We start from the raw sequence: 15,127 nt of genomic DNA, 5'->3' as shown, positions 1-15,127 counted from the left end.
TCAACCACAAGGAGATGTACCGATGGCTTTGACACTTCAAAAAGGTGGCAACCTGTCCCTGACCAAAACCGACCCGAGCCTGACCAAAATTCTGGTTGGCCTGGGCTGGGACCCGCGCGCTACCGACGGTGCCGAGTTTGACCTGGACGCCAGCGCGTTTCTGGTAGGCGCAAGCGGCAAGGTTCGCAGCGACGCAGACTTCATCTTCTACAACCAGTTGAAGAGCGCCGACGGTTCGGTTGAGCACACCGGTGACAACCGTACCGGCGCTGGCGACGGCGACGACGAAGTACTGAAGGTTGACCTGAGCCGTGTCCCGGCCGACGTCGAAAAAGTCGTGTTTGTCGTGACCATCCATGACGCCGAAGCCCGCAAGCAGAGCTTTGGCCAGGTCGGCGGATCGTTCATTCGTGTCGTGAACGAAGTATCTGGTGCTGAAGTCGTACGCTATGACCTGGCTGAAGACGCTTCCACCGAAACAGCTATGATGTTTGCCGAGCTGTATCGCAACAACGGCGAGTGGAAATTCCGCGCTGTGGGCCAGGGTTATGCTGGTGGCCTGAAGGCTGTCGCTAATTCTTTCGGTCTGAACTTCTAAGATCCGGCATTTTGCCAATTGATTTGCAAGGCCCTGAATTCAGGGCCTGACTCACACAACCAAGAGGAATCTGAACATGGCGGTATCACTGAGCAAGGGTGGCAATGTCAGCCTGTCCAAAGAAGCTCCAGGCCTGACTGAAGTCATCGTTGGCCTGGGCTGGGACGCACGCGTCACCGACGGTGCCGAATTCGACCTCGACGCTTCGGTTTTCGTCGTTGGGGAAAACCGCAAAGTGCTCGACGACAACAGCTTCATTTTTTACAACAACAAGAAGTCTGCTGATGGCTCGGTCGAGCACATGGGCGACAACAAGTCGGGCGCAGGCGAAGGCGACGACGAACAAGTCACCGTCAAACTGACCGGCCTGGCGCCAGCAGTGAAGACGCTGGTGTTCGCTGTGACCATCCACGAGGCTGAATCACGCAAGCAGAGCTTCGGCCAGGTGCAAAACGCCTACATCCGCGTCGTCAACAAAGCTGACGGCAAAGAGCTGGCACGCTTCGACCTGAGCGAAGACGCTTCGACCGAAACCGCGATGATCTTCGGCGAGCTGTATCGCAACGGTGAGGAGTTCAAGTTCAAAGCGATCGCCCAGGGCTTCGCTGGCGGCTTGGCGCCATTGGCTAAAGAACACGGCGTGAACATCGGCTAACCCGAAAGGGTTGCTAGAGCCCCCTGCGTTTGCCGGGGGCTTTTTTTTGCTTGCAGATAACTGATCGGCGACAACGATCAGACGTAGCGTTTCGAACCGCTGTTTTGCAGTGGCTCGCCTTTGAACACTTCCGGGCCGTCCATCGTCAGCTTGAGTTTGTCGCCATTGCGGGTGAGCCACGGCGTGGCTTCGCTGCAAGACTCGGAGGTAGCTCCGGACGGGCTGAGTACGATGTGATCCTGGTCGATTTCAATCAGACCGATGACGTAGGTGTAGATCATGTCGCTGAAGTCATCATCGTCATCATCACGACCTTGGGGAAACTCGAAGGCGCACTCGACGATCTGGTTGCCGTACTCCATGCGCATTTTCGGTTTCAGGGAAGCCACTGAAACCGCACCGTTGTCGACCGCTGAGTACACGCTGCACACCAGCGCCACTTTGCCGCCCATCAGTTGCGAGATCGCCGGATTGATGTCGACGGTTTCCACCGCCGGTTCGTTGGCACTGGCGCTGACCACATCGCCGGTATGGAACACGTAAGGGTCGAGGTCAAACTCGCCGCGCTTGTCCGGTGCCTGGATGATCGACATCCGCCCATCCGGGCGCAGGATGCCGATGCGCAAATCGAGGTCGTCGTTGTCGCAGTCGTCACCGTTATCCACCCAAGTGGCGCTGACTCGAATGGCTTTCGGCGCAGACGGGCCTTTTTCCAGCGAGACCTTGTGGCTGCTGCCGACCTTGTCGAGGGTGATCAGCGACTTCTGCATGCTGACGGGTTTGGCTGGAGGCGGAGGTGGCGCTTCTTCTTCGACTTCAACTCCGTACAACCCACACAGACCAGCCAAGCCCGAAGCGAAACCTTGCCATACCGAGCGCGCTTTGAACTGGCCATTGCGCACGTACAGATCGAGCACGATGATCCCGGTCTCTTTGGAGAATGGCTCGGGTGCCAACTCCAGCACCTGAGCACCGGCAATCACTGTGGCTCGCAGCTCCTTGACCACCTCGAACCCGCCAGCACTGCCGTCCTGCGTCAGGGTGATGGCGACTTTGGTGATGTTGGCGGGCAGGCGCGCCAGATCGAAACTGATGCTGTGACTGATCACGCTGCCCTGAACGACCGGCGCGGCGAAAGTCGCCGCGCCGGACGGATGTTCAGGAACGTTGAAGAACACCATGCCGCTGTCATCCAGCACCTTGCCGGTGTCAGTCAGCAGAAACGCGGTCAGATTGACGTCGAGATTGGCGCCTGCCGCGTGCGTGACCACCACCTGTCCCTGCGGGCTGCTGAGGGTGGTGTTTTCGCCGGGCTTGAGAGACTGATTCAATTGAGATCCCTATTCCATGGATAAACGGGCAGCACACCGCGTTCGCGATGTGCTTTGAGCGTTTCGCGGGTCAGCGAATGATGCTTTTGGCCTTGGCTTCCTTGAGCCAAGACGGGAATTCAGCCATCAACTTGTCGTACAGCTGTTCCTCGCTGATGTCATGCAAGTCATCCAGCGCGAAGAAACCGCAGTTGTCGACCACGCGTCCGGTCAGGGTGTCGAGCTTTTCCAGGACGCCGTAGTTGGAGCCGCCAATGCCGACGAACTGCCAGAAAATCCCCAGGTTGGCAGCGTCCACCATCAGCTTGGTGATCTCGCGATTCTTCGAAACGCCGCCGTCGCTGATGAAGATCACAAACATGGGCGTCTGGTCATTGGACTGCTGGAACGACGCCAACACCTTTTCAATGACTCGCGGTTCATCGTTGAAGCGACCGCCGACATTCCACTTTTTCCAGCCCTGGCTGTCGGTGTCGATGAAGCGCTCATAGTTGCGGAGTGTGACGGGGGAGAGTTGCAGTGGTTTCTCGGCGAATGCCCAGCAATCCAGTTCGCCATCTTCATCGAACGAAACGGCAAGCGGGATCACCCGGTCGAGCACTTCCTGTACCCGGCCACGGGAATACTGGCCGTTCATGGAACCGGTTGCGTCGAGCACCAGCACCACGCGGGCCTTGGTTTCAGTGAGATTGGCTTTTTCGAGGCTGACTTGAGCTTTCTTCGCCAGGCTGACCAATTTCGGCGCGGCGTCGCCAACACGTTTCTCCAGAGAGACTTTCGCCGGTATGGGTGACGCTTCCTCGGCAACTTCGCCACCGAAGTGCTTGACCAGCGCATCCAGTCCCTCGGCATAGCCCTGAAGGTTGGCCGCGAGGCGCCACTCACCGTCCTTGCGATAAAGATCGGCGACCATGATCGCTTTCTCGCCGGTAAAGTCAGCACCCGAGAATGCGGAACTGGCAACCGACTCGCCGGTCGGGCTGATGACTTCGAAGCTGCTGGCGCGAATGTCTTTCAGGGCGCCAGCGCCATCGATCGAGGCGGTAAACACCAAACGGTCGATAGACGCTGGAAGCGAATCCAGGCTGATCTCGAACCGACCGCCATCGGCGATTCTGATACTGGCGCAGGGCGTGCTCGGCTGATTGAAAAAGACCATGTAACGGTCATCCGAAAGCTTGCCTTGCGCATCGACGCCAAAGCACACGAAGTCGATCACTTGCGCGGCGTCGATCCTGATCGAGAGCGTCAGTGCGCGTCCCTGAAGAATCTTTGATAACGGCAACCGTTGGCCCTGGCTGATCTGCATGTGTGACTTCCTTGAAAGTTTGAATTCGGTGCCTTTCGACGCGACGGGTAATCTGGCCGAAAAGCACGTCGAAATCAAATTGACCACCCCCTCCCGCGAGCATCAGTGCTTGAGCATCACATGCCGCCAGTGATCGATTTGCGGTTGTGCGAGTAAGTGCAGCTCTAGCAACATCTGGAAGCACACTCGCCCTGAGGTGTGCGGCACTTTCGAACTAGTCTGACGGCCTTATTGATCCGGATTACCCCTGTTTGGAGGCGGAACATGAACACCCGTGGATTGCTCGATCAACTGCTCAAGTCCGGCCAGGACATGTTGCAGAACAAGACTGGCGGCACTCAGAACAAATCCTCTGCCGGTGGCCTCGGCGGCTTGCTTGGCGGGTCTTCCGGCAGCGGCGGCTTGGGTGGCCTGCTCTCCGGCGCCGGTGGCGGCGCATTGGCAGCCGGGGCCATGGGCCTGCTGCTCGGCAACAAGAAAGTGCGCAAGGTCGGCGGCAAAGTCGCGATCTATGGCGGCCTCGCCGCGCTGGGCGTCATCGCCTACAAAGCCTACGGCAACTGGAACGCCCAACAGGGCAAGGCCCCGCAGTCAGAACCACAGACTCTCGACCGCCTACCACCCGCGCAAGTCGAACAACACAGCCAGGCCATCCTCAAGGCACTGGTCGCCGCCGCCAAAGCCGACGGCCACATCGACGACCGCGAACGTCAACTGATCGAAGGCGAGTTCACCAAACTCGACAACGACGTAGAACTCAAGAACTGGCTACACGCCGAACTCAACAAACCCCTCGACCCGACCGACGTCGCCCGCGCGGCAAGCACACCGGAAATGGCGGCTGAGATGTACGTGGCGAGCGTGATGTTGGTGGATGAGGAGAACTTCATGGAGAAGAGCTATCTGGATGAACTGGCGCGGCAGTTGAAGCTGGAGCCGGGGTTGAAGGTGGAGTTGGAGAAGCAGGTGCGGCAGGCTCTGACTTAAATCTTGCGGGTTGCTGGGGGCGTCGGTGGTTTGGACGCCTCCATCAGTCATGCGGCTTGTGCGTTGGCCTGCAGTTCCGCTTCTCGTTTGGCGATGGCCGCCTCCAACTCCGGGGAGCGATTGGCCCATTGCTCGGGGGGCAACGGTTTGGACCATTCGATGATGGCGGGGTAGGTGAGTTCGGGCGGATGCGACAGCTTCAGATCCTGCAGTTTCTCTGCGAGATAGGTTCCCAGAATCGTGATGCAGAATATCCCCATAAAACACTCAACAGATCTCCCTTGCGCAAGTCGGTAATAATTGAACCGATCTGTGTTTCTTCATAGGGTGCAATGCCTACTCGGCTATCAGGCACAGCGTCCGGCCCGACTTCCATATAGCTGCGGGTGCACTCCCACAACGCCATAGCTGTCGTACCGCCGCCACAGTTGAAACCGAGCGAAAAATGTTTGTTTTCTTCTTTTGCCTGCGGATCAGGGTTCTCAAAACCAATGATTAACAAGCCCATGGTGGCTTTGCCGGCCTGACTTACTGAGGATTGTTGCGTTGCTGCTGCGGTTACGCTTTCCCAAGGGACGATCCAGTATTCGCCGCCCTCTCGCGGGACGCACACCTCACGACGCTGGCGGTTGAAGCGAACAGGTAAAGGCACATCGCGCAATAAACCTTGAACTACAAATATGGAAGGAATTCCAATGATGATCCCTCCGCCAATCAGAATAAAAACACTGAGGTCGGGTGATATATTTCTAAATACGAAAGCCAAAGACAAAAACAAGATGAGTGCTGGCCACATGGCCATTGCCGCCGATCCAACGCTAAAGTTGCCGATGTCGAGAAAACTTTCGTTCTTGCGCCAGATTGTATTGAGTACGTCTTGCGGTTTCTCCCCCGTGGGAATCGGTAGTGGTGATAAGTAATCGTTTTGCGAAAATATCCGTTTTTTCGTGGTGCCTGCCGGTGGCGTGCTCATGCTTTGTCCTTGGGTTGCAAGTAAAGACCGCCGGGCTTGCCGTCGCCGAACGGATAGCTTGGCACACGATCCAGTTCCGGTGTCGGGTCGTCCCGTAAGCTAATGACTCATCGGAACGTTAACCTTGGCCTTGATGAAAGGCACGCCTGGTGAAAGATAAGGTTTGATGAAATTGGCAACTATCTCTTTCTGTTTTTTTTCGCGAAAAATATTGATGCTATAGCTTATCGTGCGGCCAAGTCGCTGATTGAAGTGCGTGAATTTCAAGTCTACTACCTCACGATTTGTTGCAATGGCCAGCTGGGTGAAATCCTTCCATTCGTATGTAAGATGGTGGTACTGAGTGTGCATGTCCCGGTAGCTTTTTGAGTTGGCCATTGCTAGGTACGTTAATCCGATGCATCCAGGACCGACTATTGCTCCGATCAAAAAAGCAGGATCAACGCTTGCCAGAATAATGAACATGATAGCCGTTATTGCTGTTAGCCATTTTAGGAAGGTCAGCATCCATTTAGGAAAGTCTTTCCACTCGCAGCACTCCAGTCCTGATTCGGTGAAGCGATAAGAGAAGTTCATTCTTTGATGGGTCATGGATGCTAGGGCGATGTTAACTGTTGTGAAGAATAATAATGTCAGCGTTCCGCTGAAAAGAGGATCATCGTCCATGCTTTTATATATTAATGCTGATCCAATCGTAATTGCAGTCAAGCACGACCAGAACATTATATTGGCTACGAGAATGTTGTAGTTTCTAGCGCGAATAGTCCAGGCTAGTAATTCGTTTTCATTTGAATATTTCCATTGGAGTCGCGAGGGGAGAGCAAATTTAGTATGGAAGTTGAATAGGTTTTTTTTCATGATACTACTAAAATCGGTATTGCAAGGTTCAGTGTTTGAGTGCGTTGTCGATGCAGTAGGAGCCCCCCAGTATCAAAATTACTCATTTGAAACGTAACGTAGCGAGCTCACCCGTTTTAACTTGCCCGCATTCATCCATGGCTACGGTTTTGTCTACCTGGAAAAATACGAGCATAAATAAATTACCTTTTTTTGATGTGGTTTTGTGTTGGCGCATCTGTAATGAGCGAATCTTGGGCTCACTCTGTGCTTAGCGGTACGTTGACCTTCGCATTAATGAATGGAACTTCCGAGGGAAGATAGATTTTCATGACGTTTGCTACTAGGTTTTTCTGGTTTTTTTTGCAGAAGATATTAAGGTTCCACTCTGTTTTGTGATCATGCCCATCTTGTATTACGCTGTATTGTAGGTCGACAACTTCCCTGTTTGTCGCGATAGCAAGTTGTGTAAAGTCGCTCCACTTAAATGCATAGTAATTATATTGGGAATGCATCTCTCGATAATTTTTTGAGTTTATCATAAAAAAGTACGTCAATCCCATGCCTCCTGGTCCAAGCAGAGCGCCGAATAAAAATGAAGGGTCTATAGTGGCTAGGAAAATGAAAATAATGGCTGTAGCAATGGAAAGCCATTTCAATGAGGTTAAAGTCCAGTTAGGAAAATCTTTCCATTTGCAATACTCTAATCCAGACTCTGAAATCCGGCAGGCGAAATTTACTTGCTGATGGGTCATGCATGAAATTATAAATAACATAACTATGAAGAAGAAGGCGCAGGATAGCGTGCGCCAAGGTTGGTTCATACCTTCGTATACGCCATACATAATGGCAGTGACCCCGGATATGAGTGCTGCCATAAAATAAAAAATACAGTTAGCCACGACCGTGTTGTAATTGCGTGCTCTGACCGTCCACTCCAATTGAGCCGGTTCGTTGGCATGTTTCCAATGCAATTTAGGTGGTAGGCTAGGATCTCTGCTGGCTGTGAAAATTGTATTGCTCATTGAATATTTCGCTTTGGGATCGCTAACTTTAGGAATTGCGTGCTCTTCGTTCTCAACACAACGCCGTCCTTTTCCTTCAACTCACCACTAAAAGCGTTGCTCGCCCGGTCGGCCTCACTCGCCGTCCATTCAAGTTTCAACCGAAATAGATAGCCACGTCCATCATTACGCTGAAGTGTACCTATCGGGTACTTGACCTCTAATTCAAGGATTGGACTGTCGATAATCAGTCAGTGCTCATTGGGACGTTGACCTTAGCGTTGATGAAAGGCACGCCTGGTGAAAGATAAGGCTTGATGAAATTGGCAACTATCTCTTTCTGTTTCGATTCGCAAAAAATATTGATGCTAAAGCTTATTTTGCGGCCGAGGCGCTGATTGAAGTGCGTGAATTTCAAGTCGACTAACTCGCGATTTATTGCAATGGCTAGTTGCGTGAAATCCTGCCATTCGTATATAAGATGGTGGTGCTGAGTGTGCATGTCTCGGTAGCTTTTTGAGTTGGCCATTGCTAGATATATTAATCCCATGCCCCCGGGGCCTATTATTGCTCCGATCAAATAAGTTGGATCAGTTGTTGCGAGAAAAATGAAAGTGATACCTGTGGTCACGATCAGCCATGTCAAAAGGGTTATGGGCCACTTTGAGAGATCCTTCCATTCGCAGCATTCGATACCGGATTGAGTAAAGCGATATGCGAAATTCATCTTTTGGTGAGTCATGCAGGAAATCGTAAATACGATGAAGTTGAAAAATAATATGCAGGATAAAGTGCGCCAAGGTTGACTCATTCCTTCATAGACCGAGTACATGATGAAAGAGGCGCCCAGGGTGATTGTCACCATAAAGAAGAACATGCAATTCGCGACGAATGTATTGTAGTTGCGTGCTCGAATTGTCCAGCCCAATAGTTCTGGTTCGTCGGAATACGTCCATTGAAGTCTTGGAGGTAGGGGCGGCGATTTGTAAAATTTGAGCATTGTGTGACTCGCGATCTAATTTGGGATTGGCAGTTTTAGAGTTGGAATGCCGTTTTTGATCGAAATGATATCGTCATTTTCTTTCAACTCACCGCTTAACGCCCCATCGGTTCGGTTAGCTTCACTTGTGCTCCACTCCAGCGCTATCCTAAGCGGGTAACTGGTTTTACCTTTCTGCTGAAATGTTCCTGCGGGATATTTAACTGCTAGCTCAACTAGCAAAAGGAATGGGTCTATTTGTCTGCAGAAATAGGTGTGAATAAAAATAAATTCGTCACCTTTAATCTGGTCCCCTTTAATCTAAATGGCCTTCTATAATACGGGGTAGAAAAAGAGTGGCGTTATTCTTGTTTGGGGGGGGCAATCTAATTTTCTAATTTAAAACATCGATTTTTTCTGTTGTGCAAGTGGCGTGTGGTGATAAATTGGATTTAATGATAGCGATCGCTTCTTTTTTTTGTGAACCAAAGAAAATATAGAGGCTACCTAATGCCAGATGTTCGGAGTTTTTCTTCGGTACACCATATTCGAGTTCGATCATGTTTCTGTTTGTTGATATTATTAATTTTTTTAGTTCTTTCCATAGTAGAAAATGGTGATGATATTCCGTGTGTAACTCCTGATAGCTTTTGGAGTTCCCCATCGCTAGATACATCAAACCCATTCCCCCAGGGCCTATCATCGCTCCGATTAAAAAAGCTGGATCAATCGTTGCCAAGAAGATGAAAATAATCGCAGTGATACCGGAAAACCACTTTACGAGCGTCAATGTCCATTTAGCGGGGGACTTCCACTCGCAATACTCAACTCCGGACTTGGTAAAGCGATAAGCAAAATTCACTCGTTGGTGGGTCATGCACGAAATCGTAAACATTATGAAAGTGAAGAAAAATACACAAGATAGGGTTCGCCATGGTTGGCTCATCCCTTCATAGACCGAATACATAATGAATGAGCCACCGAGAGTGAGCGCGGCCATAAACGCAAGCATGCAATTAGCCGCGAATGTGTTGTAGTTTCGTGCGCGAATAGCCCACTCCAAAAGTTCAGGTTCAGCAAGATACTTCCATTGAAGTTGCGGCGGCAAATCAGGTGCTTTGTTAAATATCGTACAAATCATTTTTCTATTCCATTAGGCACGGCTAATTTCAAAAGGGCGGTGTTTTTTTTACTTAGCACGATGTCGTCCTTTAACTCGCCGCTGAAGGCGTTGTTGGCTCGGTCGGCGTCATTTGGAGACCACTCGAGCGCTACTCGAAACATGTAGCCGCGTTTATCTTTGCGTTGGAGTACTCCTGGCGGGTATTTGACCTCTATCTCAAGAACAGGGCTTTCTGTCGACGAGTTGATCCACACTTGCCACAGACGATGGGGGTCAGTGTCGGAGCTAGAGAAGTCCGCTGGGCTGGGTTGGATGCTTGGGCCATCGGGTAATTTACCTAGCTGCTTTGGGTCCACCCAATTTCCGTTGAGAAACTGTTCGTAAAAGCTTTCTTTCGTGATCTGGAGCTCATTTGGCGAGAAATAGTTGATTTCGACCATTGCTGGTTGCAGGGTCACTTCTTGTCCCTGCAATGTAGACGGCAATTGAATCTGGACCCAGAAGCCCAGCCATTTTCGCGGCGTGCTGCCGCCACCATAATACAAAGCTCTACCCAATACGCTGGGGCGCTGTAAGGTTTCTAACAATGCTTGCGTCTGTTTTTGATGGCCCTCGTCACCTGACCACTCCAGTTCCGCGCCGTGTCCCCAATTACAACGGTATAGCCATAGCCGCAATCCATCGCGCTTGTAGCGATTGGCCGCCATTGTAATCATCAAATAAGCGATTCCGAGGATCGCCAAAATGATCGTTACAGGACTGGACATTACCCACGCGAAGCCGAACAAAGGGCCGAGCGCCATACCAGCCAATTGAGCCGTTGCAACTAAAGACATTCCGAAAGTCACACCAAATTTCGCCCAAAGTAGTGTTTTTTCTTCGCCACTAGTGGCGCCTGCTACGTCTTTGGATATCTGCCAAGCCTCGAGCCCAGTCGCAATAACTCCAAAAACGGCCCATGTCATGGTACGGAACATCAGACCTTTCGAGGTCGCTGCAAACTCGTTTGCTATCGCTGCTTTGGCACTATCACCGGAAGCCGCTGCTTTTTTAGCTGCTGATAACCAAGTGTTATAGGATGCTTGAGCCACACTCCGAGTTTTTTGACCTAATTCAGCCGTCATAAGTCCTGCTCGGCTCCAAGCTGGCCCAACCCATAATGCAGCAATCGCATTGGCCGCGTATGCGGCGCTTGACCCCATTAACCGCGCATCATCGGCAGAAAATTGACCGTCGTTTTGTGCCTGTTTGATAGTGTTGTAAACATTCCACACATTTAGACCAACCAGCAACGCTGGCAAAGCATTACCCAAGTTTTGCCCCATCCAGCTTTTGGTGCGCACCAAATACTCGTGTGTCCCTGCAATTTTGAGCTGTCCCACCAACTCTGATTGCCCAAGGTCGGCGAGCCAGTTGTTGATTTTCGGAATGCCTGCATCCAGACGAGTGCTACCCGATGCTTTTGCCACGATTTGATTGGGGCGCGTCAAGAACAGGGCTTTCAGTTCTTCTTCAAAGGCTTGAATAGAGATGCGTGCCGAACGCTGATCGTACGCTGAGCCAGGGCGGGACAGTACACCTTTGGCGCCCGTGATTTTTTTGTTCAAGGTTACGAGCTTCAACTGCCAGGCTTGATAATCACGTTGGTAGGTCGAGTTGAAGGCGAGCTGGGTTGCGCTGGATATTTCGGTGGAAATCAGCACTTGCGGCACTGCGAGTGTCAGCGCGACATCTTGTTTCATTGCTGGCAATAGCGAGATGCTCAATCCGTGCCATGCGTCTTTGGCCTTATTGTTCGCAACCTTGATCAGCGTGGTCATGGATTGCTTGGCGCCAGTGCTCATGGCCTTGTAGAGCTTGCTGTTTTTGATCGCCTCAAGATCCAGAACCGCTTTGATTTCAGCGACTCGTGTGGCGATGCTTGTGGCATCACCGGACGAAGCCAGCGTCAACGTGGCAGCGCTACCGTCGCCTTGGCGGCCTTGGTCATCCAGATTGCCGGTGGTACTGAAGTTGTGCGTCACCTGCTTGATCAGCTTGGCCAATTCAGGAGTGAAGTTGAATAATGCCATGCCGAACAGTGTGCTCGGTTGCTTTGCCTGTTTGCACAACCATTCCTGGCCTTTTTCTCCATTGCCCAGCACGGTGTAAAGCGCATGGGCGCTTTCCAAAAGTTGGCAGGATTGTTCCTCATTGACGGTGTCGTGGTAAACCGCCTCGGCGCTGGGGCTAAGTTGGTCCAGCCAAGTGATCAGGTCCTGTTCGCTACGTTTGCAATGTTCTTGAAGCCGTTGTGCTTCGGTAGTGGTCTGACTCAGGTACTTCTGTACCTCGTCAAAGCGCACATCCTCACGCCAGTAGCGTTTGGAGTTCCATTCATCGAGAGCTGTTTGCCACTTTTTTTGATCGGGTAAGTGTCCCCACTTGGTTTTGAATGAGATCTGGGCAGCTGTGGTCGCTGACGCCGAACCCATCTCCACCATTGCGGCTTGATCTCCGCCTACCAGATCCTTACCGCGCTCCATTTCATCATTTGTGCGGAGGAGACCATAGAGATCATCGGCGTAGGCTTGCCGCTTGATCGGATCCTTGATGGAAGAAGGTGTAAAGGCATCGGTATCAAAACCACACAGATTTTGTACCGCGATCGCACTTTGCAGCTTGTGTTGATTGAGACTTTCGAACTGACTCTGCTCCATGAGTCTGCCGGCCAAGTTCATGGTCAAGTCATCAATAATCGCCAGCGGGTCGTCCAGTGCCACGAATAACGCTGTGTCCTGTTCAGGGACTTTGCCACGTACAAGTGCTTCTTCGAATGCTGGCTTAAACGGGCCACCCTTTTCCGGGGCTTTGGTGGGCAGAAGGGTGGTTGCGAAGGTGGGGGCACTTTCGCCAGCGGCGAGGATGTCCGACACGCTTTTACCGAGTTCGGTTATCGGGCCGCCATGGCCGACGTTGCCACTCGTGCAGAAGCCCGCCAGATCGACTTTCCGCATCCATTGGTTCTGTTCCGTCTTGCTATTTCGCATCAGTTCGCACATGCGCCAAGTCCATTGGACGGGCGAATAAGCGATGCGTAATTGATTACGGCGGGGATAGAGCAGGTACGGATGTGTTTCGCCCGGGTTGTTCCGCGCATCCTGATTCAGTTGTCCGTCGGTCCATTTGTGCCGCGTGAACTGATTCCCTTTGACCTCGTACTCGTGGAAGGTCTTGTCGGCACTGTCCCACACATACAGCCAACCATCACGAAGTTGGCGAAGGGTATAACTGCGGGTCTTGAGTTCGGACGGCTTGCCTGACCATTTTTGCGGAAGTGGATTTGGGCCTTGGCTGCTACCTTTTGCTGGCGATTCATCCACCGCGTAGCGCACCGGGAATATGGCGACTTCACCGGCCATCAGTGAGCACTGTCCCGACCCCATCGGGGCATTGGTGAACTTCTGGTTGCGGTTGGCCTGTTTCAGTTGGGCGTCAGTCGCGGGCTGAGTCATCACACTTCCTTGTCGATTTCGATGTCCAGGCAGTCGTCGTCCATCTGCTGGATACGTATTTCTGGCGCTAGTCGGGGGGCGTCAGGGGTGCGCGCCAACCAATCCTGATAAGGCCCACTGGGGCGCTCGGTAAATCCTGCACCCCAGCGCAGGCTGTATTCGACCCAGATAGCGAGGCTGCGTTCGCTTGATAGTCCCCAAGCTTCGGCTTCATCCAGTCGTTCATCAAACCACAGGGTGCGCTCGCTAACTTCCAGACTCGAAAGAGGTCGAGGATGATATTGCTCAAGGTTTTCGTGCAGGCGCTCCATGAACTGCCAGCGCGCGGCCCGACCAAGTGAATCCAGTTGAGCTGGTCCCAAATGGGCGTATTTGTCCTGCCAGTCCGCTGGTCGGGAGGAGCGGAGAAAATTAATCCATTGAGTCGGCGTGGATGACTCCCATGAGTGCGATTTTCTGGGCACTGACCACGATTCGACCGGGCCGAGTACCGCATTGAGGTGCTCACCTTGATAACTACCTAGCCAATGCCGTGTTACTAACGGGTCAGCAAAGCGGAGCATCGCGCTGCCTCCCAATACATCGGGAGGCGCGATGAACCGTCTGAGGTGATCCGCGACGACACTCATGGTGGCGCGGCTGGATATAAGGGTCGCGTCCATCTGATTGGAAGTGTTCTGATACGTCTGGTTAATCATGCTGGTTGAGCCTGAAGGCTTCACCAATATCGGCCCCAAGTCTTTCAGATCCGTCCACCGCGTTCCGATGTACAAAGGTTCAATTTCTAACGGTTCGCCGAGCTGATACAGACTGGCGATTGCGTCGGGGCGCAATACGCCGTCGATCAACAGGAAGTTGGCGTTGGATGCATTACTCACTTTGCGGCTTCCTTCGCAGTTTCAGCGGCGGCTTTTTCACAAATTTCACAACGCGGAGTTCCTCGCATCAACGCCTGCCGTTGCGCCGGCACCAATACCTGCCCAGCCTTATCCGCATCCGCCTGCTTCAACGGCCCCGGCAACAACGGTGCCGCGCCAGTCCCGCTACCCGGTCCACCCCCAGAGTTGATGTTGATCACCGGCCCGCTCATGGTCACGCCGCCGCTGTCGATCTTGATGAAGCTCCCACCACCAATCAGCGTCAGCTCCGCGCCAGCCTCCATCACCACTTTCATGCCGCTGCTCAGGTGGATTTCCTGACCCGCGTCGATGAACTGTCCGGTGCCGATCTTGATGTGCTGATTCACACCCACCGTCAGGTGATCACTGGCCTGCGCCTCGACCTTGCGATCTGCATAAACCGTGTGATGTTCTTCGGCTTTGAATTCCGTGTAGCTGTTCTTTTCGACGGTGTCGTGGCGCTCGTTGCCGACGCGAATCTTCTGGTCGTGCTCGATGTTTTCGTCCCAGTCGCGCTGGGCGTGCAGGAAGATTTGTTCCTGGCCTTTTTTGTCTTCGATACGCAGTTCGTTGAAGCCGCCGCCGCCCATCGAACTCAAGGTCTTGAAGGTGCTGCGCGTCTTGTTCGCCGGCAGGGCGTAGGGGACGGTGTTTTCCTTGTGGTACAGGCAGCCGCTGATCAGCGGTTGGTCGGGGTCGCCTTCGAGGAAGGTGACGAGGACTTCCATGCCGATGCGCGGGATAGCGATGCCGCCGTATTGCGCGCCGGCCCACGCTGAGGAAACCCGCAGCCAGCAGCTGGTTTTGTCGTCGGCCTGACCTTCGCGGTCCCAGTGGAATTGCACTTTGACGCGGCCGTATTGATCGCAGTGGATTTCTTCACCTTTGGGGCCGGTGACCACGGCGCTCTGGCTGCCGAGGATGCGCGGTTTCGGGTG

The 15,127-nt window shown here is 52.8% G+C and carries 12 protein-coding genes and 1 pseudogene; 3 read left to right on the top strand and 10 right to left on the bottom strand.

The features are described 5' to 3' along the window. The first annotated feature begins 22 nt into the window (after window positions 1–22). Together ACP7BN_RS05325 and ACP7BN_RS05320 are read left to right on the top strand one after the other, a co-directional pair. The gene (locus ACP7BN_RS05325) at window positions 23–598 is read left to right on the top strand and encodes a TerD family protein (RefSeq protein WP_426202245.1); all 576 of its coding nucleotides are present in this window, start codon (window positions 23–25) and stop codon (window positions 596–598) included. A gap of 76 nt (window positions 599–674) precedes the next feature. Next, window positions 675–1,253: a TerD family protein gene (locus tag ACP7BN_RS05320; RefSeq protein ID WP_426202243.1), complete on the top strand. Its 579-nt coding sequence runs from the start codon at window positions 675–677 to the stop codon at window positions 1,251–1,253. 77 nt (window positions 1,254–1,330) lie between these two features. Here the strand turns inward: ACP7BN_RS05320 and ACP7BN_RS05315 are convergent, their stop codons facing one another. Both ACP7BN_RS05315 and ACP7BN_RS05310 read right to left on the bottom strand, forming a co-directional pair. After that, entirely contained in the window at window positions 1,331–2,584 is a 1,254-nt protein-coding gene (locus ACP7BN_RS05315; protein WP_426202241.1) for a TerD family protein, read from the bottom strand. Between the two features lie 70 nt (window positions 2,585–2,654). Further along, complete coding sequence (locus ACP7BN_RS05310; RefSeq protein ID WP_426202239.1) at window positions 2,655–3,893, bottom strand: vWA domain-containing protein; 1,239 nt, start codon at window positions 3,891–3,893, stop codon at window positions 2,655–2,657. A gap of 264 nt (window positions 3,894–4,157) precedes the next feature. Here ACP7BN_RS05310 and ACP7BN_RS05305 point away from each other — a divergent pair, with 264 nt between their 5' ends. Beyond that, window positions 4,158–4,880, top strand: a complete 723-nt coding sequence (locus ACP7BN_RS05305) for a tellurite resistance TerB family protein (protein WP_426202237.1) — start codon at window positions 4,158–4,160, stop codon at window positions 4,878–4,880. Window positions 4,881–4,927: 47 nt separating this feature from the next. On the opposite strand, the pseudogene ACP7BN_RS05300 reads toward ACP7BN_RS05305, so the two are convergent. From ACP7BN_RS05300 to tssI, 8 genes and pseudogenes are all read right to left on the bottom strand, one after another. Further along, window positions 4,928–5,853, bottom strand: a pseudogene (locus ACP7BN_RS05300) (hypothetical protein). A gap of 99 nt (window positions 5,854–5,952) precedes the next feature. Beyond that, window positions 5,953–6,519, bottom strand: coding sequence for a hypothetical protein (locus ACP7BN_RS05295; RefSeq protein ID WP_426202235.1), 567 nt, complete (start codon window positions 6,517–6,519; stop codon window positions 5,953–5,955). Between the two features lie 431 nt (window positions 6,520–6,950). After that, window positions 6,951–7,715 carry a hypothetical protein gene (locus tag ACP7BN_RS05290; RefSeq protein ID WP_426202233.1) on the bottom strand — a complete coding sequence of 255 codons (765 nt, stop codon included), beginning with the start codon at window positions 7,713–7,715 and terminating at the stop codon, window positions 6,951–6,953. Window positions 7,716–7,941: 226 nt separating this feature from the next. Next, window positions 7,942–8,694 carry a hypothetical protein gene (locus ACP7BN_RS05285; RefSeq protein WP_426202231.1) on the bottom strand — a complete coding sequence of 251 codons (753 nt, stop codon included), beginning with the start codon at window positions 8,692–8,694 and terminating at the stop codon, window positions 7,942–7,944. 373 nt (window positions 8,695–9,067) lie between these two features. Continuing rightward, the gene (locus ACP7BN_RS05280) at window positions 9,068–9,814 is read right to left on the bottom strand and encodes a hypothetical protein (RefSeq protein ID WP_426202229.1); all 747 of its coding nucleotides are present in this window, start codon (window positions 9,812–9,814) and stop codon (window positions 9,068–9,070) included. Continuing rightward, window positions 9,811–13,290: a T6SS effector BTH_I2691 family protein gene (locus ACP7BN_RS05275; RefSeq protein ID WP_426202226.1), complete on the bottom strand. Its 3,480-nt coding sequence runs from the start codon at window positions 13,288–13,290 to the stop codon at window positions 9,811–9,813. The genes ACP7BN_RS05280 and ACP7BN_RS05275 overlap by 4 nt, the downstream gene beginning before the upstream one ends. Beyond that, window positions 13,290–14,168 carry a DUF4123 domain-containing protein gene (locus ACP7BN_RS05270; protein ID WP_426202223.1) on the bottom strand — a complete coding sequence of 293 codons (879 nt, stop codon included), beginning with the start codon at window positions 14,166–14,168 and terminating at the stop codon, window positions 13,290–13,292. Before ACP7BN_RS05270 ends, ACP7BN_RS05275 begins: the two co-directional genes overlap by 1 nt. Beyond that, the coding region (gene tssI, locus ACP7BN_RS05265) for a type VI secretion system tip protein TssI/VgrG (RefSeq protein WP_426202221.1) at window positions 14,165–15,127 on the bottom strand (963 nt) is incomplete at its 5' end. The genes tssI and ACP7BN_RS05270, both read right to left, overlap by 4 nt.

Origin of the sequence: Pseudomonas sp. TWP3-1, from assembly GCF_049896625.1 — a bacterium.
In the GTDB taxonomy this organism is placed as follows: Bacteria; Pseudomonadota; Gammaproteobacteria; order Pseudomonadales; family Pseudomonadaceae; genus Aquipseudomonas.
The sequence above is the reverse complement of the archived record's forward strand: the minus strand, read 5'-3'. Positions and strand labels throughout refer to the sequence as shown.